The sequence below is a fragment of the Sunxiuqinia indica genome (assembly GCF_009847015.1).
GTDB lineage: Bacteria > Bacteroidota > Bacteroidia > Bacteroidales > Prolixibacteraceae > Sunxiuqinia > Sunxiuqinia indica.
Window position 1 is genome coordinate 612368 of the sequence record NZ_WVEM01000001.1, and the last position, 19418, is coordinate 631785.

The window sequence follows — 19418 nt, forward strand, 5'->3', positions numbered from 1 at the left end:
TATTTTTTAAAACCAGAGATCAATGATCTCCATACAATTTTACAAATAAACTAATTTTCATACGGACTTGTTTTCGTATTTTTAGAGCAAATTTGAAATTATGACTTTCGGAACCATTAAAGAGCAAATTGAAAAGCTTCGTAAAGAGCTCGAAGAGCACAACTATAATTACTATGTACTGTCGGCACCAATTATTAGTGATTTTGATTTTGACATGAAGCTCAAAGAGTTGGAGAAACTCGAACAAGAACACCCGGAATTTCACGACGCGAACTCCCCTACCCATCGTGTTGGAAGCGACATTAATCAGGAGTTTACTCAGGTAAAGCATAAATACCCCATGCTCTCGTTAAGTAATTCTTATTCGAAAGATGAATTGCAGGATTTTGATACCCGGGTTCGTAAGTTAATTGGCGACGAATTTGACTATACCTGCGAGCTAAAATTCGATGGTGCATCGTTGAGTTTATGGTACGAAAACGGGGAGTTAGTAAAAGCCGTCACCCGGGGCGATGGAGAAAAGGGAGACGATGTAACTGCCAATGCGCGGACTATTCGCAGCATTCCTCTGAAATTAAAAGGAGACTCCTACCCTGATTCATTTGAAATTAGAGGCGAAGTTTTACTACCCTTTCAGGTGTTTGCGGAGTTGAATAAAGCCCGTGAAGAAGCTGGTGAGCCGTTGTATGCGAATCCGCGAAATACCGCATCCGGTTCGTTAAAAATGCAGAACTCGGCAGAAGTTGCCAGGCGTAAGCTCGATGCCTATTTCTACTACGTACTGGGTGAAAATCTGACTAAAGATGGCCACTTTGAAACGATTCAGGAAGCAGGCAAATGGGGGTTCAAAATTTCAGAATACACAACGAAATGTAAAAACATTGATGAAGTTTTCGACTATATCAATCACTGGGACAGTGCCCGATTCGACTTGCCGGTGGCAACGGATGGAATTGTTATTAAAGTCAATTCGCGCCGCTTGCAGAACAACCTGGGATTTACCGCAAAATCGCCCCGTTGGGCTATTGCCTATAAGTTTACAGCAGAACAAGTCAGCACTATGCTGGAGTCGGTAAGTTACCAGGTAGGCCGAACCGGAGCGGTAACGCCCGTAGCCAATCTAACACCGGTATTATTGGCAGGAACCACTGTTAAGCGGGCTTCTCTGCACAATGCCGACATTATTGAAAAGCTGAACTTGCATGTGCAGGATGTTGTTTTTGTTGAAAAAGGCGGCGAGATCATTCCTAAAATTGTGAATGTTGATGAATCAGCGCGGAAACCCGAAGCTGAAAAAATTGAATTTATCAAGCATTGTCCTGAATGTGGCACCGACTTGATCCGAACCGAAGGCGAGGCAGCACATTATTGTCCAAACGAAACGGGCTGTGCGCCGCAAATAAAAGGAAAGATTGAGCATTTCATTAGTCGCAAAGCCATGGATATTGATGGCTTGGGACAAGAAACTGTTGAATTGCTTTTCAATGAAGGATTGATTAATAATAGTGCCGATTTATATAATCTTAAAGCCGAACAACTGACGAGTCTGGAGCGAATGGGAGAAAAATCTGCCAATCGAATTTTAAAGAGTCTGGAAGAATCTAAATCAATACCTTTCGAACGAGTTTTATATGCATTGGGTATTCGTTATGTTGGTGAAACTGTTGCTAAAAAACTAGCCAATAAACTGGTTGATATAGACACAATAATCAATTCGAGCTATGACGAATTAGTAGACATTGATGAAATTGGGGGGAGAATTGCAGAAAGTATCCGATCGTTTTTCGACAATGAAGACAACCAGTCAATAATTCAAAGCCTTAAAGATCAAGGACTAAAATTCAAACTAAGCGAAAGTAATTTAGAGGGGCGAAGTAATAAACTGGAGGGATTGAGCATTGTCATTTCCGGAACATTCGAGAAGCACTCCAGAGATGAATTGAAAAAGTTGATAGAGAAACATGGTGGCAAAAATACAGGTTCGATCTCGAAAAAGACTTCGTATTTATTGGGTGGCAGTAATGTAGGTCCTTCCAAACTGGAGAAAGTTGAAAAATTAGGTGTTCAGGTTATTTCCGAAGATGATTTTTTAACGATGATTCAATAAACCAAGTTCAGTTATCCGGAGTTCGTTCTATTTGGAGTGTTCTGTGGAACTTATTTTGACTTCAAAGTCCGGTTCTCAAGGAAACGATTACTTTTAATTTAATCGTACTCGGCTTATCACAAACAATTTCTTATTTTTGTCACGTCTATGAGTTTCAAAAATCAATTCATCAGCTGGCTGCTTAAGCGCAAATGTCGTGAGTTCAAACGATCGGTTCAGGTTATCAACCTCAATCATGCGAAAACAGCAGGCGTTCTTTGGAAAGTAGATGACCGGGAAGTTTTCAATATGCTGGCTCAAGAACTTAAAAGCCGCGGAGTGCAAGTCAATAGCTTGTGTTTTTCGGAACAACGTGGGTCGGTGCAAGGAGAAGCGGTTCTCACCAAAGATGATTTTTCAATGTTTGGCAAGGTGAAAAACGAAGAAATTGCCCGATTTATCGATCAGAAATTTGACATTCTGCTTGACATTAGCTTAAGTTCAGGGATTGAATTGCAGTATTTGCGTTGCTTGTCGAAAGCTAAATTTAAAGTTGGCTGGTCAGCTAAAACACCTGACTATTTTGATTTGAGTATCGACATCAGCAAGCGAAAAGAACCCGGTTTTTTGGTAGAGCAAATGCTCTATTATTTAAGTGAGATAAACAAAATAGAAACAAATAATTAATTATTCTAATATGACACACCCGTTTAAAGGAGCCGGAGTTGCTTTAGTAACTCCATTTAAGGAAGATAATTCAATTGATTTTAATGCCTTGGAAAACATTGTTGAAGATCAAATCAGCAACGGCATGGATTACTTGGTTGCTCTCGGAACAACTGCCGAAACACCAACTTTGTCTTTGGAAGAGCAAAAGGAAGTGGTTGCATGCATTAAAGCCAAAAACGATAAACGGGTTCCACTGGTTTTAGGAGTGGGTGGCAACGACCCATACAAAATAATGCTTCACATTCAAGCGACTGATTTTTCTGATATTGACGGCATTTTAAGTGTTACACCATATTACAACAAACCTTCGCAGGAGGGATTAATTGAGCACTACAAATTAGTTTGCAAGACCAGCCCTGTGCCTGTTATACTGTACAACGTACCTTCGCGTACAGGTGTTAATATGAAAGCAAAAACCTCCATTCAGGTTGCCAAAGAATGTCCAAATGCTATTGCCATAAAAGAGGCGTCAGGTATTTCATCTCAGGTAGCACGAATGGTGAAACACGGTCCGGAAGGATTTGCGGTTATCTCGGGCGACGACGTGCTGGCATTGCCCATTATTTCGGTTGGTGGTATTGGTGTAATTTCGGTTACAGCCAATGTTTTACCAGGCAAATTAAGCCAACTGATTCATTTTGCAAATGAAGAAAAATTTGCCGAAGCCCGGGAACTTCACTTGCAGATGATCGACTTTTTCAAGCTGTTGTTCCGCGAAGGAAACCCCGGAGGAATAAAAGCAGCGATGGAAATTGCAGGCAAAGCTAAAAACATTGTTCGCCTGCCGAGTTATCCAATCAGCCAAAAGCTATACGGCGAAATTGAAGCTGAATTGAAAACATTACTTTAAGAAAAGCCACAGACGTTATATCAAGGAGATGCATGACAATGTATCTCTTTTTTTACTTTCAAGAATCATTTCTCCGTCGAAAAATCTATAAATCTACCGTCTTCTCAAGCCCGTATATTTTCTTAATTTGCAAACTCAAAACTTTATAATAATCCGCAACAATGATTGATTTAAACGCGATACCTTCACCTTGCTTTGTATTGGAAGAAAAATTACTTCGTAAAAACCTGGAGTTAATTCGTTCAGTTGCCGATGCTTCTCAAGTAGAAATCATCGTGGCGTTCAAAGGATTTGCGATGTGGGGTGCTTTCCCAATCGTTCGGGAATATTTCAACGGAGCCACGGCCAGCTCGTTGAGCGAAGCAAAACTCTGCCACGAAGAAATGAAAAGTCTGGCCCATACCTATGCCCCGGCATATGAATCCAATGAGTTTGCTGAGATCATGGAGCATTCAAGTCATATTACCTTCAACTCGCTTAGCCAATTTGAGCGTTTTGCTCCACAAGTCAAACGGTCAGAACGCCAGATATCGATGGGACTCCGAATTAATCCGGAGTATTCCGAAGTAGAAACCGAATTATACAACCCTTGTGCTCCGGGTTCCCGACTGGGAGTAACTGCCGAACAACTTCCCATTCAACTACCCAAAGAGATTGAGGGATTACACTTTCATACACTTTGTGAGTCGGGCTCCGAAGATTTAGCTAAAACGCTGGCAGCTGTCGAAGAAAAATTCCACCGTTACCTACCTCATTTAAAATGGCTCAATATGGGAGGTGGTCATTTGATGACCAGAAAGGGCTACGATGTTGAACGCTTGATTAAGCTGTTGAAAAACTTCAAATCAAAATACCCCCAGCTACACATCATCCTGGAGCCGGGCAGTGCTTTTGCCTGGGAAACCGGTTTTTTAAAAGCCATAGTATTGGACCTGGTTGAAAATAAGGGAATCAAGACAGCGATGCTCAATGTATCGTTTGCTGCACACATGCCCGACTGCCTTGAAATGCCCTACCAGCCACGAATTCGGAATGCAAGTTCAACACCAATTACCGGCAAGCCAACCTATCGGATGGGAGGAAATAGCTGCCTGAGTGGCGATTATATTGGCTATTGGTCGTTTGATGACGAGCTTAAAATTGGTGACTCCATTATTTTTGAAGATATGATTCACTACACGATGGTGAAAACAACGTTCTTTAATGGTGTAAAACATCCATCAATTGGAATCATCCGGGCAGATGGTGAGTTCGAATATATTCGCCGGTTCGGGTACGAGGATTATAAAAATAAATTGAGCTAAAAAAGCCCCGCGTTTGCGAGGCTTTAATTTCAATTAAGCTGTTACTTTATTTTTCTGATACATTCGATTGCGTTGTTCGCGAATTTCATCGCTACTGATGTAATCGTCATATTCCATTTGTTTATCGATCGTTCCATTCGGAGTCAACTCAATAATCCGGTTACAAACCGTATGAATAAACTCGTGGTCATGCGATGACATCAGGATGTTACCTTTAAACTGCGTCAGGCGGTTATTAAAGGCCTGAATTGATTCCAGATCCAAATGGTTGGTTGGTGTGTCCAGCATCATCAGGTTAGCGTTAGCCAGCATCATTCGGGCAATCATACAGCGCATCTTCTCTCCTCCCGACAACACCTTTGTATTTTTGAAAATCTCTTCGCCTGAGAATAACATTTTCCCCAGATAGCCACGCAGAAACTGCTCACTGGTATCTGAACTATATTGAGCAAGCCAATCAACCAGCGACAAATCTTTATCAAAAAACCTGGAACCATCCAAAGGCAGGTAAGCTTTGGTTATTGTCACTCCCCAGTCAATATTGCCGCTATCCGGCTGATCGTTGCCGTTCAAAATCTCAAAAAGAGCTGTCATGGCACGAGGATCACGCGAGAGAAAGACAATCTTGTCATCCTTTTCAACAGTGAAACTCACATCCTTGAAAAGCAGATCGCCACCAGCCGATTTACTCAGGTTGTGTACTTCCAATACTGAATTACCCGGTTCGCGCTCTGGAGTGAAAATAATTCCGGGATATTTCCTGGTTGATGGTTTAATTTCATCAACATTCAGTTTTTCTAACATCTTCTTCCGGCTGGTCGTTTGTTTCGACTTTGCCACGTTAGCCGAGAAGCGTGCAATAAATTCCTGCAATTCCTTTTTCTTCTCCTCCGCTTTTTTATTCTGTGAAGCTTGTTGTCTCAATGCCAGCTGGCTTGATTCGTACCAGAAGCTATAGTTACCGGCAAACAACTGCACCTTGCCAAAATCGATATCCACCGTGTGTGTGCAAATGGCATCTAAAAAGTGCCTGTCGTGAGAAACCACCAGGACTGTTTGATCAATGTTTGACAAGTAATTTTCCAACCAGCTTACCGTATCTAAATCCAGATCATTGGTTGGCTCATCCAGTAACAGGTTGTCGGGTTTGCCAAATAAAGCCTGTGCCAGCAATACTTTTACTTTTTCTTTACCACTCAGCTCTTTCATTATTTTGTAATGAAGATCTTCAGCAATTCCTAATCCACTAAGCAAACTGGCAGCGTCACTCTCCGAATTCCAGCCATCCATTTCAGCAAACTGATCTTCAAGCTCTGAAGCTTTAATTCCATCAGCCTCCGAAAAATCTTCTTTCATATACAGTTGATCTTTTTCAACCTTAATTTTCCAGAGCTGCTCATGTCCCATCATCACGGTATCTAAAACCGGAACTTCATCAAACTTCTGGTGATCCTGACTCAATACCGAGAGCCGTTCTCCTGAGCCAATGCTCACATTTCCAAAAGTTGGATCTTGCTCGCCGTACAACATTTTTAAAAATGTAGATTTTCCGGCTCCGTTAGCCCCAATAATTCCGTAGCAGTTACCTCCTGTAAATTTCAGGTTAACATCCTGAAACAATACTCTTTTCCCAAACTGAATTCCTAAATTCGATACTGTAATCATCTATTCGCTTCTTAATATTTTGTGATAGAGCTGCGCTCTAATAACAGCGTGCAAAAATACACGAAAATTAAAGAGCCCAATACTTAAATGACTTAACTTGATGGTAATTTAATCTTTAACGTGTATTCGAAAGCTCATCGCGACATAAGATCTCAACTGAACTCATCGTAGGAAATCAGCTCGGCTGGCACCTTTAATTGGCTCAACATCGCCAGCGTAGCTTTAATCAAGGCAGGAGGTCCGCATAGGTAGTATTCGATGTTCCCGGGATTTGTGTGCGACTGAAGGTACCGGCGACTGACAACATCATGAATAAAACCAAGGTCTCCGTTCCACTGGTCATTCTCACGAGGTGAAGACAAGGCGACATGAAATGAGAAGTTCTCATTTGTTTGTTCCATTTCTTCGAAGTATTCGTTGTAGAACAAATCATCCAGTGCTCGGGCGCCATACCAAAAACTAAGCTTGCGTTTCGTCTTTTTAGTTTCCAGCAAATAAGACAGATGAGCCCGAAGTGGCGCCATTCCGGCTCCGCCTCCAATATAAACCATTTCACGCTCGCCTGGCTTGATCAGGAAATCGCCGTGAGGAGCCGTCAGCTTCACCTGATCTCCCGGCTTCAGATTGAACAGATAGCTTGATCCAATCCCCGGGGAAACATCCGTTCCGGCGGGAGGTAATGAAAGCCTGACATTAAACTTGATTGTTGTATCAACTGCCGGATTGGTTGCAAACGAGTAATTTCTTTTCACATAAATTGAATTTGATGCATGCAAGCCGAACAAATCGTTTTCCTCCCATCGTTCAGCAAATGGCGTTTGAACATCAATCGTTTTAAAACCAGCTTCGTAGGGCGGAATGATAAACTGAGCATATTGCCCGGGCAAATAGTCGATAACACCGTCGTCGGTTTTTTCCAAAACCAATTCTTTAATATAGGTGGCTACATTCTTATTGCTAACCACCCGGTAGGCCACTCCCTCATCCAACAACGCATTTTTTCCCTGATCATCGGGCAGGTCAACATACAAATAGAGTCTCCCCTGCTCCTCTTCGATCTGATACGTATTCAAACCAACGCAGACCGGCGTTCTGGCAGGAGATCCATCGGCCAACTTGAACCGTCCGTTGTGTTTCGGACATTCAATAACATCGCCCAAAATAATGCCATCCGACAGGTGCGTATTGCCGTGGGTACACATGCCATCAGTTGCATAATAGGCACCATTGGCATGATAAACAGCGTAGGTACGCTGCTCAAAATCGAACCGTACAATTTCCCCCTCAGCTAACTCTGATGCCTTACAGATCTCAATTTTACCGTTGTACCAATGTGCTTTGTTGCCAACAATAATGTCAGGCTGCTCGTCATGTTGACCCGAGCGCTCCGGCAGTTTCCGTTCTACATAGTAGTATGGGTCCTTCACTTGTTTCAATATGGCGGGGATAATTTCTTTGAAGGTTTCAATAATCCCATTGTAGGGTTTCGGACAATCGTCTTTAACCAGTTCGTGCAACTGAGGCAGGTTGTGGTAAGGTACCAGTGGAAACATATGGTGCTCAACATGGTAATTCATGTTCCAGTACAGGAATCGGTGAACCCGGTTCATGTACACCGTTCGACAATTCAAGCGGTGGTCGAGCACATTTTCCTGTAAGCCGGCATGCTGAGTAAATCCGTAAACGGGCATCAGCCAGGTGCCAAACAAGGTTGGCAAACCGATAAACATTAAAGGCAGAATGGTTCCGTAAAAAACAGATAGAAAAATGACAAACAGGAAGATAGAAACATATATCCGGGCTTTAAATATCACCTTCCGCCATTCCCTTTCCGGCACGTAAGTAGCAACTTGCGGATCGATTCGGCCGCTGGCATGGGTGATCATTTTCTTAAATTCGGGAACAGCACTTGCAACACCGAAAAAAGTCAAGATAATCTGTTTGATATCCGGAGGACGTGGAACAGCAATTTCAGGATCGCGACCCCGGATAATTGTATCGCTGTGATGCCGGGCATGACTGTATCGCCAAACGGTTGACTGACGCAAGACCATAAACGAGGAAATTTCGTACAGGACGTTGTTCATCCAGTCGGTTTTAAACGCTGTGCCATGACTGGACTCGTGCCAGCGTGAATCGGAAGTAGAAGCATACAATACGCTATAGACGATGTACGGAAAAGCAACATACCACGCCCCCCACCATAGATAAACCAGGTAGCCGGAACCGAAAATCAAACCAAACCACAACAGGGTATCTCTAATTGCCGGGCCATCTTTCCGAACCAACAATTCTCTCATTTTATCTTTAGGAACCGGACTGGTGTACCACTGGGCATCGGCCAGTCCTTTTTCTACGGCGCCCTTCGACTCAGCACCAATCAAGCTATAATCCCTATCAGTATCGCTGTTACTGCTCATAAGTCCCATTTTTATCTTCTGTGCGAGATCAGCTTGTTACTCAAGAATTCATCAAATAACCCTTAGGCCCACTGGCCTGGCATTGATTCTTTCGTATTCGGTACAGGCTGCATAACAATACAAACCAACATCGGGAGCTCTCTGACAAACTCCTGAACCGACTGCATCTCATTAAGACTGATATTTTGCCTCCACCACTTGAGGTGGATATTCAATTTAATCTTCAAACAGACAGACGAAATTTTAGTTTAATCTGAAAATGAAGCACAAAAAAACTCCTGCTGCTCAAGCAACAGAAGTTTGTACCAAAATCTATCGAATGCAATTATTTCTTCAAGCTTATAATTTGGCTACCTCGTCGTTAATAAACTTCAACTCTTCGCTGGTCAGGTCAAATGTTGCAGCAAATGCGTTTTGTACCGCTTGGTCTTCATTTCGGGCTCCTGCCAGGGCAATGGTTATTCCGTCTCGTTCAAGGGTCCAGCGAAGGACTAATTGAGCCAAGGTCACTCCACGCTCATTGGCAATGGGTCTGATGGTCTCCAAAAAATCGTTGGTCTTTTTAATGCTTCCGTCCGTAAAAGATGGATTCTCTGCCCGGTGATCACCTTTTGGAAAGTGCTGCCCCGGCTTCATCTTTCCGGTTAATAAGCCGCGCTCCAGCGGACTGTAGGCCAATACCGACTTTCCATGACTCTTGCAATACGGAACTGTTTCTTCTTCAATACCACGGTTAACCATGCTAAATGGAATTTGATTTGAGACCAGCTTCGTTATTTTTTCGGCTTCAGCCATCAAACCGGCATCGTAATTACACACACCAACATGGCGCACTTTACCTTGCTCTACCAGCTTGTTTACCGCTTCAAAGGTCTCCTCGACAGGCGTTTTCGAATCGGGCCAGTGAATTTGGTACAGATCAATATAATCCGTATTCAGACGCGTCAGGCTTTCTTCGCACTCTTTGATAATACTTTCCTTTCCGGCGTATTTATAAATATCAATCGGTTTTCCGTCATTGTCTTTACTCTTGAAATAAAAGTCTCCTTTATCCCAATCCCAGCGCAATCCAAACTTGGTTAAAATCTGAACTTTATCCCGGGGAATTTTCTGAATGGCTTCACCTACAATCTCCTCACTGGTTCCCTGCCCGTAAATTGGTGCGGTATCAATGGAGGTCACTCCGGCATCGTAAGCCGCTTTAATGGCTTTTACAGCCTCGTTTCGATCGGTCCGGCCCCACATCCATCCACCGGCAGCCCATGCTCCAAAGGTAATGGCTGATAGTTTTAAGTCTGAATCTGCAAGTTGTCTGTATATCATACTCTCTTCTTAATTGATTGGTTCTTTCTATTCGTACTATAAAAATAAGTCACAGACCATATTGATTGTTCATTTTTTAACATTTGGATTGACTTGTATCCGGTAAAATGAAGAGAGCAATCGCCGCTTAAGACTTCAGCAAAAGCAAAAAGACCCCATAATGGAGTCTTTTCAACCAATGCAATTATCGATTTTAACTTATTTAGTTGGTATAAGCTATTCTTCGGGATGCTTTTCTCAGCAGGATATTAATCAAATCTTCGGTACTACTTCCAATGGTACCGTTCAGAGCCTTGTTGTAATTGATTAAAACGTCTCCATCAGCAGCATTATGGATATACATATTCATGACAGCTTTGTTTGTACTACCCCAGAAACCTACTAATGCGCCCAATACGATAGATGCACCTTCTGACATCGGTTTATTTGTTTCAAAAGTGCCGGAAACCAATGCGTCTACTTCTAATAATTTTGCTATTTCTTCGGGGGTGTAATCTTTCATGTTTTCATAAGTAATACCATTTCTTTTTAATAGCGCATTGGTTTTATTAGGATCCTGAACTTTTACCGTAAGCTGTCCTCTTTTTTCCCGTTTCAGAAACCAGGAGTAAAACCCCGTTTGCACACTCTCCCCTTCTGACTTTTCCATTCGATCAAGCTGTTCCGGAGAAATATTTTTCATCTGTTTGGGACGTAAGGTCACAGAAGATTCGAACGGTATTATCGCTATGATTTTATGATCCTTCGCGATTTGTTCGAAATTCGGATTTTCATAAAGATGTGTCTGCGCAAAAACAGAGAGGCTAAACAGACAGGCGATCAGAGAAAACATTAATTTATTCATAATAAGAAGTAATAAGTGAATTTTAAGTTAGCTTAAAGAGTTTTTTTAAAAAAAATCGAGTAAATATAAATCTATTTACCTAAAAATAGAAAGGTGCGTATTATTTAAATTCGTTCCAGTTAAATGGCATCTGGTTTCTGACAAAAATTCATTAAAACGAAGAAGAAGCAAACTAAAACCGGCAACGATTCACATAAACGGAGGTGCTAACCACAGCTAGTGTTGTTTAATCCTTTCCTAAATTAGTATGTGCCGACAGCAATATAAGATAATCCTATTGACACATCTAGCGCCAATAACGGCTCAGCGCCAGGTCTGCGAGTCTCAAAAAGCCTAATCGGCTGAAATACAGAGGTCCCCCATGGCGTGGTTGGAGGTTTCAAACGCGTTTTATTGGTTCGTTGCCTGCGTGGGCATGGTTTCAAACGCGTTTGTTATGGCCAGCTGCTCCATGGAGGCCTGATCAAACGCGTTTGCTCTCATCTCCATGGGGCGGTTTATGGTTTCAAACCTGTTTTTTGCGAATACCACGGCCGTGGGCATGTTACAAAATGCGTTTGGAGGCCTAGCCACGCTGCCGGGCATGGTACAAAACGCATTGCACCGTAAAGCCACGCAGCCTGGCAGCTGCTAAAAACGGTTTGCTCCAATAGCCATAAGCAGATGCCTCTTGTATTTTCTGTTTTGTTGCGATGGGTGCGTCATTTTTTATGGTACTGACCAATTGGCTGCCGTAAATCGTTTCATGGTAACACCTCTCACACAATTATGAACTTAAGATTGTTATAGAACATCTTTCAGGCTCTTGACTTTTATTAACATATGATTTAATTTTATTCAGCCAAACCTCCTAAAGCATCCAAGGTTAATTAATCGAAATAGAAAAAAAATCAACCGTTTATATTTTTATCAACCCTAAAACAAGTAACAATGAAGAAGATTAATGCCGTCGTTTTTAGCCGTTTTCGGAACAACGATCATTTTCAGTTTATGACCGATTTTAAAGCCCTGGTGAGTCGCACAACTCCTGAGGCATTAAACATTGAAAACCTGAACACCGAGTTTAACGAAGCCTTTACGAGTTTAAACAATGTTTTTAAAGTTGACGAAGGAAGTGTACTAACCGCTGCGATTGGTGGTGCCGATGAAGATCGCGACCGCTTTTGGAGCGCCTTGTCCATGCGTATTCGGGCAACACTAATGGGACCTGTTGAAGAAGAAGTTGAAGCCGCCGGGGTTCTTCAGCGGGTGTTCGATTTGTATGGTAATGTACGTCAGCTGTCGTTACCCGAAGAGTCGGCTGCCCTGAGCAACCTGGTTGAAGATTTGGAGCAGGAGGACAATGCAGCACTTTGCAACATCGTAGGAATAACGCATTGGGTTGCTGCATTAAAAGAGCAGAATGCATTGGTTCAGTCGTATATGCAAGAACGCAGGCTGGAAAATGCTCAAAAAACAAGCGGTAGCGTGAAGGCTGCCCGCGAGGTGATCGATCCGGTTTATGAGAAAATTGTTTCGCGGATCAACGCCCTGGTTGAGCTGGACATGGCGACACCCGAAATAACTGAATTTGTTGTTTTACTAAATAAACAGATCAAGGAATTTGAAGAACTTTTAGCCATGCGTCAGGGACATCGGAATAGTGACGAAGACAGGCCGATTCCTCCTACCCCTCAGTAAAACGGGCAAGTAGTTGTTCTGTCAGAATAAAAAAGGCATCCTCAAAACTCAGGATGCCTTTTTATTTTCGTATTGACCGGATACCCTTATAAACGGTCGATCATTGCTTGTTTTTTACAAATTAAGTAGCAGTTCTTCCGGATTAGCGCCATCGTTTAATAAGCGTTCCGGGTTTTCAATCAGTTCTTTTAACCTGACTAAGAAACCAACGGAGTCTTTACCGTCAATGATGCGATGATCGTACGACAGCGCAACGTACATCATGGGGCGAATCTCCACTTTTCCGTTAATGGCTACCGGACGTTCCACAATGTTGTGCATGCCGAGAATAGCCGACTGTGGTGGATTGATAATTGGTGTTGACAGCAACGAACCAAAGGTACCGCCATTGGTAATGGTAAATGTTCCGCCTGTTAATTCTTCAACCGAAATTTTCTTATTCCGGGCTTTTTCAGCCAGGTCTCTCAGGTCTTTTTCAATTTCCGGAACCGATTTACTTTCGGTATTACGAATAATGGGAACCATCAGTCCCTTTGGAGTTTGAACAGCAATACCTACATCAACAAACTGTGGGCTTACAATTTCTTTGCCGTCAATCATCGAGTTAACAGACGGATGGAAATTCATAGCAGCGGCCGCCGCTTTGGTGAAAAATCCCATAAAGCCAAGCTTGAAACCATGCTTTTCAATAAAGCGGTTCTGATGTTTTTTGCGTAACTCCATAATCCGGCTCATATCAACTTCGTTAAACGTAGTGAGCATGGCCGTATCGTTTTTTACTGCCACCAGTCGTTCGCTCAGTTTCCTGCGCAGGGAGCTCATTTTACTACGTTCTTCTTCGCGCGAAAATTTCTTTTTGGGTGAAGCATGGTCATCTTCGGCCGGAAGCTCCATTACCGCTTCAACCTCTTTTTTCGAAATACGCTTTAAGCCATTTAGCACATCGTCGAGTGAGAGGTTATTCTCTTCCATCATCTTTTTAGCGACAGAAGTTGTTTTCACATGCGATTGATCTTCGCTACTCTGCTTCGTTTCAGACTTCGACTCTTTTGGCTTAGCTTCGTCTTTTTTATCCTCTTGTTTCTCTTTTTTGGGACTTTCGTCCTTTTCGGTTTTATCCGAATCCGGTTCTTTTTTCGAACTTTCTTCGGGCTTTTCCGAGGTATCGATGGTGCAGGCAACTGCCCCCACTTCAATTGTATCTCCCTCTTCAGCTTTAAAGCTAACTTTTCCGGCTTCCTCTGCAACGAGGGTCAATGTTGCTTTGTCTGATTCAATCTCGGCGATCTCATCATCTTTATCAACGACAGAACCATCTTCGACTAACCACTTCCCTAACTCAACTTCTGTAATTGATTCTCCGGGTGTTGGTACTTTTACTTCAATGATCATGGTTTTTTATGCTTTTGCTAGTTCTTCTTCACTAAATATTTTTGTCAGGAGCTTATTTAATCTCAGGTTGTGCTGCTTCAACAAACCACCTGCGGGGCTGGCACTTTCTGAACGGGCAACAACTTCGAACGGAATGTGGCTTAGTTTTCTGGAAAGAAATGGCCATGCTCCCATATTGGCCGGTTCATCCTGCGCCCAAATAATGCGTTCCGCTTTGTTGTATTTAGCCAGCATGTCGTCAATCTGATTAACCGGCAATGGGAATATCTGCTCCAATCGCACAATCGCGGTTGTGCTGTTTCCCATGTCCACTCTCTTTTTAATCAAATCGTAATATAACCGTCCCGAGGTAAATACCAATTGCTTGACTTCTCCCGCGCTGACCAGTTTATCGTCGATTATTTCCTGAAAATGACCGTTACTCAACTCTTCCATGGTGGAATTAACCATTGGATGACGCAACAGACTTTTGGGTGTAAACACAATTAGTGGCACACGTATGTTCCATGTCAGGTGTCGGCGAATCAGGTGAAACATATTGGCCGGATTTGTGGGCACCACCACTTGCATGTTGTTATTGGCTGCCTGCGCCAAAAAGCGCTCAATGCGTCCGCTGGAGTGCTCTGGTCCTTGTCCTTCGTAGCCATGTGGCAGGTAAAGCACCAGGTTATTATGCAATCCCCATTTTTCAATAGCCGATGTGATGTACTGATCAACAATGACCTGAGCAACATTATGAAAATCTCCAAATTGTGCTTCCCATACTGTTAATGCATCCGGCTGAGCCATTGCATAACCATATTCAAACCCCATCACACCATACTCCGATAGCAACGAATTGTATATATGAAAAGGAGCCTGATCCTTGGCGACATGCTTCAAGGGGAAATATTTTCCATCGCCATCCTCATAAACAAAAACAGCATGCCGGTGAGCAAACGTTCCCCGCTCGCAGTCCTGTCCGCTAATACGCACGGGGTGACCTTCGGAAACCAAGGTACCATAAGCCAGTAGTTCGGCCATTCCCCAATCAATCCGGTCGTCCAGGATCATCTGCCGGCGGTCGGATAAGATCCGGTTTATTTTACTGAAGAACTTTCGTCCTTTCGGGATCGAATTAATTTTTTCGGCAAGTTCAACCAATTTTTCTTTATCGACACCGGTTTTCACCACCTGACAGAAGTTGGCTTCTGTCGTTTTTTCAAATGGTTCGTATTCGTCTACCAGAAACTGTTTAATCCTTAGTTTCTCAATTTCCTCCGAATCTTTGTATTTCGAATTCATCAAATCATCGAAGGCTTTAATTTCGCTCTTCACTTCTTTTGATGAGTAAATGCCTTGCTGAACCAACTGTTCCGCGTAAATGTCCCTCGGGTTTTTATGGCTCGAAATTGCCTGGTAAAGTAAGGGCTGGGTAAAACGAGGCTCATCACCTTCGTTGTGTCCATATTTCCGGTAGCACAAAATATCGATAAACACATCCGAATTAAACTCCTGCCTGAACTCCATCGCCAGTTTAATGGTGTAAATTAACGATTCAACATCATCGCCATTGACGTGAAAAACCGGCGAACGGGTAACTTTGGCAATATCGGTACAGTAAGTACTCGATCTGGCATCCAGGTAGTTGGTGGTAAAACCAACCTGGTTATTAATGACCAGGTGAATGGTACCTCCGGTTTTATACCCTTTCAGGTTAGCCATTTGAACAACTTCATAAACAACCCCCTGAGCGGCAATTGCAGCATCGCCATGGATGACAATTGGAGCAACTGAATCCACATCTCCATCATACAATGAATCGATTCGTGAGCGAGACAGTCCTTGAACCAGTGGTCCCACCGCTTCCAGGTGTGAAGGGTTTGGCATGAGGCTCAACTTCACCTTTTTGCCATAATCAGACGTCACCTCATTTTCGAATCCTAAGTGATATTTCACATCACCAAGCGAGATGTCTTCTTCATATTCGGTACCATAAAATTCCTTGAAGATATACTCGTAAGGTTTATTCATGATGTTGGCCAGAATGTTCAACCGTCCGCGGTGTGCCATACCAATCACAAATTCACGAATTCCCAGTTCTGCTCCTTGTTCAATAACAGCATCCAATGCCGGAATTAAAGATTCAGCCCCTTCGAGTGAAAACCGTTTTTGTCCAACGAATTTTTTATGAATATAGCTTTCAAAGCCAACCGCCAGCTTCAAATGATAAAAGATATGCTTCTTCATCTCAGGGGTAAACTCCTGCGAATTCTTAGAGGCTTCCATTTTCTTTTGGAGCCAGGAAACCACTTCCGGATGGCGCATAAAAACATATTCAACACCAATTGAGTTACAATAAGTAGCCTCCAAATGGGCAATAATGTCTTTCAATTTTGCCGGTCCGATACCAATATTATTTCCTGCTTGAAATTCCTTTTCCAAATCACTTTCTTCGAGTCCGAAGTTCTCAATGGCGAGTGTTGGAAAGTACTCTCTTCGAGCACGAACGGGGTTTGTCTTGGTAAATAGATGGCCTCGTTGGCGATACCCATGAATAAGGTTCAGGATTGCAAATTCCTTGTCAATGTGCTGGCTTCCCTGGAATTTACTTGATTTATAATTTGTTCGGGCTAATTCGTAGCCTTTAAAAAAATGTCTCCAGCTTTCTTCTACGCTATCAGGATCATTTATATAATCCTGATAGAGTTCTTCAACAGCGGCAACCTCTTGATTACCTACTTGCGAAAATTTGTCCATATTTGGTAGTTCGATTGAAATGGTCTTGTAAAAATAATGTTTGTAGATTAACAAACCATCTCTTTCTAATGTTTATAAGGTTTTCAAGTTTTAATGAATGATTTAAAGCTCTTCTTTTGATTTTCGAATTTAATCCTTTCCCCGCTCAATCTCGAGAGACAATAGAATAGCGATTATGAAATCTCAGGTTTATCTATCAAACATAGCCAATTGCTGATTCGGAATGATCAGTCAACTATATGAAGCCATTAACAAAGCTTGGAGGTTTGATACGAACCGTGATAACGCTTAATTCATCAAAACAATTAATTTTACAACGAATAAAAAATTCAACTTATGGGAAAGCTCTTTCGCATCGCTATCGCATTTATTCTGTTTGCTGTGTTCATCTACTGGGCAGGTCCAAAACCAGATGCACCAACATATAACAATAAGATGAAGGAGCTTAACCTTTCAATTGACGGAGTTGAAGCCTTTTTGCGCGAAAAAGAACGAAAACTTCCGGTAAAGCCCAATAATGAATCGCGTGTGGTTTGGGCAAACGATAGTTTGAAGAACAAAACAGATTACTGTTTACTTTATCTTCATGGTTTCTCGGCATCAGGCTATGAAGGCCAGCCAACCCACGTCAATTTCGCTGATCATTTTGACGCTAATGCTTACATTCCCCGGCTGGCATCTCATGGGCTCGATGTTACGGAGCCCCTACTTGACATGACACCTGAGCGGCTGTACGAATCGGCAAAAGAAGCCCTTCTGATTGCTAATCTCCTAGGTGAGAAGGTGGTTATTATGAGTACCTCTACCGGAGGGACATTGTCATTAAAACTAGCGGTCGAATACCCGGAACTGATGGAAGCGTTAATTCTTCTGTCGCCCAATATTCAGATTAATAATTCGGCTGCATTCCTTCTGTCAAAGCCGTGGGGCTTACAAATTGGCAGGAAAGTTAACGGTGGAAAATATCGCTATGTGAACAAAAACTCAGAGGACGAAGAATGCAACTACTGGAACTGCTTTTACCGCATGGAAGCAACAGTTTACCTGCAGCAGTTAGTAGAAACAACCATGAATGAAAAGCTATTTAACCGTGTAAAGCAGCCTGTTTTTCTAGCTTATTATTATCAAGATGAAGAACACCAGGATGAAACAGTGCGGGTTGATGCGATGCTAGACATGTTTGAGCAACTCGGCACTCCGGACAACCTGAAACAAAAGCAAGCGTTTCATGCTGAAACCCATGTTATTGGCTGTGAAATGTTCTCCAGGACTCAGCCGGAAGTGGAACAGGCATGTATTCGTTTTGCTGAAGAGGTATTAGAGATGCATTCTGACGATTAACTATTTTCTAAAAGTCTGATATTGACCTGCCGTAATACAGAAGGTGTTTAATGTGCCTGTACCTAAACTAAATTCTCGATTGTTGAAAGCATAAAACTGATATCCGAGCGGTTTTAAAAACTGCATAATTTCTTCGGTGATACTCTCAATTAGCAAGACGGGGTGATGCCTCTTCAATGTCTCGATACCCCCTTTTAATACTTCCAGCTCATGACCTTGCACATCAATTTTAACAAAGTAAGGATTCAGTTGAAAATCATCCAACTTCCGAACCTGACAGGTCATTTTTTTTATTGAAAGGTCTTTGTCGCGAAACCTCCAAAGCCTGTCCTTTAGCCAATCTCTGGCTTCCTCATAGTGAAAAGACGATAGCCCATCAAACATCCAACGTCGGTAAAAAGGCACGAACAACGTGAGGTCTTCATTTTCACTTCCCAGTCCAAAGTTATGCAGTTCCAAACGTTCCTTCGAAATGATTGGATTACGCTCAATCTTTTTAAAAACCCAGGGGTTAGGTTCAAAAGCAATGATTTTATTGGACAATCGCTCTTCAATCAGCATCGACAAGATCGCTTCTCCCCGATTTGCACCAACATCAACAAAAACCTGGTCAGCCCGGGGATTAAACAACTTCAACGCATTGAAATCTTTTTCTGAGGGAGATTTCAATCTTTTAATCCAGATAAACTTGAGATTAAAACGGAGATCGTGCAAAAAGGGGAAAAACGTTTGAACAGACCTTAAAAATCTTTTCATCTCATTAAAATTGACTATTTCATTTGCATTCGATGTAACTCACGATGAATTTTAATATGCTTGTTTGGGAATTTTCACATCTTAAAATTCATGTTCGTTTCATTCAATAAAAAATTTAAGCCTGAATTCGATGAATCCAAGCTCATTAAATAACTTTCGTTTAGAACTGAAAGATAAAAATTTTCGGGCTGATTATTATTCCCGGCATAAAATAATTCAAGCTATGGAGCCGGAAGTTGACTCCATGCCTTTTCATTTAGCCACAGCTGCTTGTTGCTCTAAAAAAAAA

At 42.3% G+C, this 19418-nt stretch carries 13 protein-coding genes; 6 read left to right on the top strand and 7 right to left on the bottom strand.

The annotated features are described in order from the left end of the window. Positions 1 to 100: 100 nt before the first annotated feature. The 4 genes from ligA to nspC all read left to right on the top strand — a co-directional run bounded on the left by ligA (position 101) and on the right by nspC (position 4969). The gene (gene ligA, locus GR929_RS02465; RefSeq protein ID WP_159517325.1) at positions 101 to 2107 is read left to right on the top strand and encodes an NAD-dependent DNA ligase LigA; all 2007 of its coding nucleotides are present in this window, start codon (positions 101 to 103) and stop codon (positions 2105 to 2107) included. 147 nt (positions 2108 to 2254) lie between these two features. Continuing rightward, on the top strand, positions 2255 to 2773 hold the full coding sequence (locus tag GR929_RS02470) for a DUF6913 domain-containing protein (RefSeq protein ID WP_159517326.1): 519 nt from the start codon (positions 2255 to 2257) through the stop codon (positions 2771 to 2773). Between the two features lie 10 nt (positions 2774 to 2783). Continuing rightward, positions 2784 to 3665, top strand: coding sequence for a 4-hydroxy-tetrahydrodipicolinate synthase (dapA, locus tag GR929_RS02475; RefSeq protein WP_159517327.1), 882 nt, complete (start codon positions 2784 to 2786; stop codon positions 3663 to 3665). A 161-nt stretch (positions 3666 to 3826) separates the two neighbouring features. After that, positions 3827 to 4969, top strand: coding sequence for a carboxynorspermidine decarboxylase (nspC, locus tag GR929_RS02480; protein WP_159517328.1), 1143 nt, complete (start codon positions 3827 to 3829; stop codon positions 4967 to 4969). A 33-nt stretch (positions 4970 to 5002) separates the two neighbouring features. Here nspC and GR929_RS02485 read toward each other — a convergent pair whose 3' ends face one another. From GR929_RS02485 to GR929_RS02500, 4 genes are all read right to left on the bottom strand, one after another. Beyond that, entirely contained in the window at positions 5003 to 6634 is a 1632-nt protein-coding gene (locus GR929_RS02485; protein ID WP_159517329.1) for an ABC-F family ATP-binding cassette domain-containing protein, read from the bottom strand. Between the two features lie 152 nt (positions 6635 to 6786). After that, positions 6787 to 9054, bottom strand: coding sequence for an NADH:ubiquinone reductase (Na(+)-transporting) subunit F (nqrF, locus tag GR929_RS02490; protein WP_159517330.1), 2268 nt, complete (start codon positions 9052 to 9054; stop codon positions 6787 to 6789). A 339-nt stretch (positions 9055 to 9393) separates the two neighbouring features. Beyond that, a complete protein-coding gene (locus tag GR929_RS02495) occupies positions 9394 to 10377 on the bottom strand; it encodes an aldo/keto reductase (protein ID WP_159517331.1) in 984 nt (327 codons plus the stop codon). 202 nt (positions 10378 to 10579) lie between these two features. Continuing rightward, positions 10580 to 11059: a hypothetical protein gene (locus GR929_RS02500; protein WP_201300876.1), complete on the bottom strand. Its 480-nt coding sequence runs from the start codon at positions 11057 to 11059 to the stop codon at positions 10580 to 10582. Between the two features lie 1092 nt (positions 11060 to 12151). Between GR929_RS02500 and GR929_RS02505 the strand changes: the two genes are divergently transcribed. Beyond that, entirely contained in the window at positions 12152 to 12901 is a 750-nt protein-coding gene (locus tag GR929_RS02505) for a DUF6261 family protein (RefSeq protein ID WP_159517333.1), read from the top strand. Positions 12902 to 13015: 114 nt separating this feature from the next. Here the strand turns inward: GR929_RS02505 and odhB are convergent, their stop codons facing one another. Then, entirely contained in the window at positions 13016 to 14293 is a 1278-nt protein-coding gene (gene odhB, locus GR929_RS02510) for a 2-oxoglutarate dehydrogenase complex dihydrolipoyllysine-residue succinyltransferase (protein ID WP_159517334.1), read from the bottom strand. Between the two features lie 6 nt (positions 14294 to 14299). Then, positions 14300 to 17032, bottom strand: coding sequence for a 2-oxoglutarate dehydrogenase E1 component (locus GR929_RS02515; protein WP_159517335.1), 2733 nt, complete (start codon positions 17030 to 17032; stop codon positions 14300 to 14302). 336 nt (positions 17033 to 17368) lie between these two features. On the opposite strand from GR929_RS02515, the gene GR929_RS02520 reads away from it, so the two are divergent. Continuing rightward, on the top strand, positions 17369 to 18373 hold the full coding sequence (locus GR929_RS02520) for an alpha/beta hydrolase (protein WP_159517336.1): 1005 nt from the start codon (positions 17369 to 17371) through the stop codon (positions 18371 to 18373). Here the strand turns inward: GR929_RS02520 and GR929_RS02525 are convergent, their stop codons facing one another. Then, positions 18374 to 19129 carry an FkbM family methyltransferase gene (locus GR929_RS02525; RefSeq protein ID WP_159517337.1) on the bottom strand — a complete coding sequence of 252 codons (756 nt, stop codon included), beginning with the start codon at positions 19127 to 19129 and terminating at the stop codon, positions 18374 to 18376. Positions 19130 to 19418: the final 289 nt, after the last annotated feature.

Excerpts from the sequence above, each read along its gene's own strand:
- ligA (WP_159517325.1), top strand. The coding sequence starts at position 101 with ATGACTTTCGGAACCATTAAAGAGCAAATTGAAAAGCTTCGTAAAGAG.
- GR929_RS02470 (WP_159517326.1), top strand. The coding sequence starts at position 2,255 with ATGAGTTTCAAAAATCAATTCATCAGCTGGCTGCTTAAGCGCAAATGT.
- dapA (WP_159517327.1), top strand. The coding sequence starts at position 2,784 with ATGACACACCCGTTTAAAGGAGCCGGAGTTGCTTTAGTAACTCCATTT.
- nspC (WP_159517328.1), top strand. The coding sequence starts at position 3,827 with ATGATTGATTTAAACGCGATACCTTCACCTTGCTTTGTATTGGAAGAA.
- GR929_RS02485 (WP_159517329.1), bottom strand. The coding sequence starts at position 6,634 with ATGATTACAGTATCGAATTTAGGAATTCAGTTTGGGAAAAGAGTATTG.
- nqrF (WP_159517330.1), bottom strand. The coding sequence starts at position 9,054 with ATGAGCAGTAACAGCGATACTGATAGGGATTATAGCTTGATTGGTGCT.
- GR929_RS02495 (WP_159517331.1), bottom strand. The coding sequence starts at position 10,377 with ATGATATACAGACAACTTGCAGATTCAGACTTAAAACTATCAGCCATT.
- GR929_RS02500 (WP_201300876.1), bottom strand. The coding sequence starts at position 11,059 with ATGAAAAATATTTCTCCGGAACAGCTTGATCGAATGGAAAAGTCAGAA.
- GR929_RS02505 (WP_159517333.1), top strand. The coding sequence starts at position 12,152 with ATGAAGAAGATTAATGCCGTCGTTTTTAGCCGTTTTCGGAACAACGAT.
- odhB (WP_159517334.1), bottom strand. The coding sequence starts at position 14,293 with ATGATCATTGAAGTAAAAGTACCAACACCCGGAGAATCAATTACAGAA.
- GR929_RS02515 (WP_159517335.1), bottom strand. The coding sequence starts at position 17,032 with ATGGACAAATTTTCGCAAGTAGGTAATCAAGAGGTTGCCGCTGTTGAA.
- GR929_RS02520 (WP_159517336.1), top strand. The coding sequence starts at position 17,369 with ATGGGAAAGCTCTTTCGCATCGCTATCGCATTTATTCTGTTTGCTGTG.
- GR929_RS02525 (WP_159517337.1), bottom strand. The coding sequence starts at position 19,129 with ATGAAAAGATTTTTAAGGTCTGTTCAAACGTTTTTCCCCTTTTTGCAC.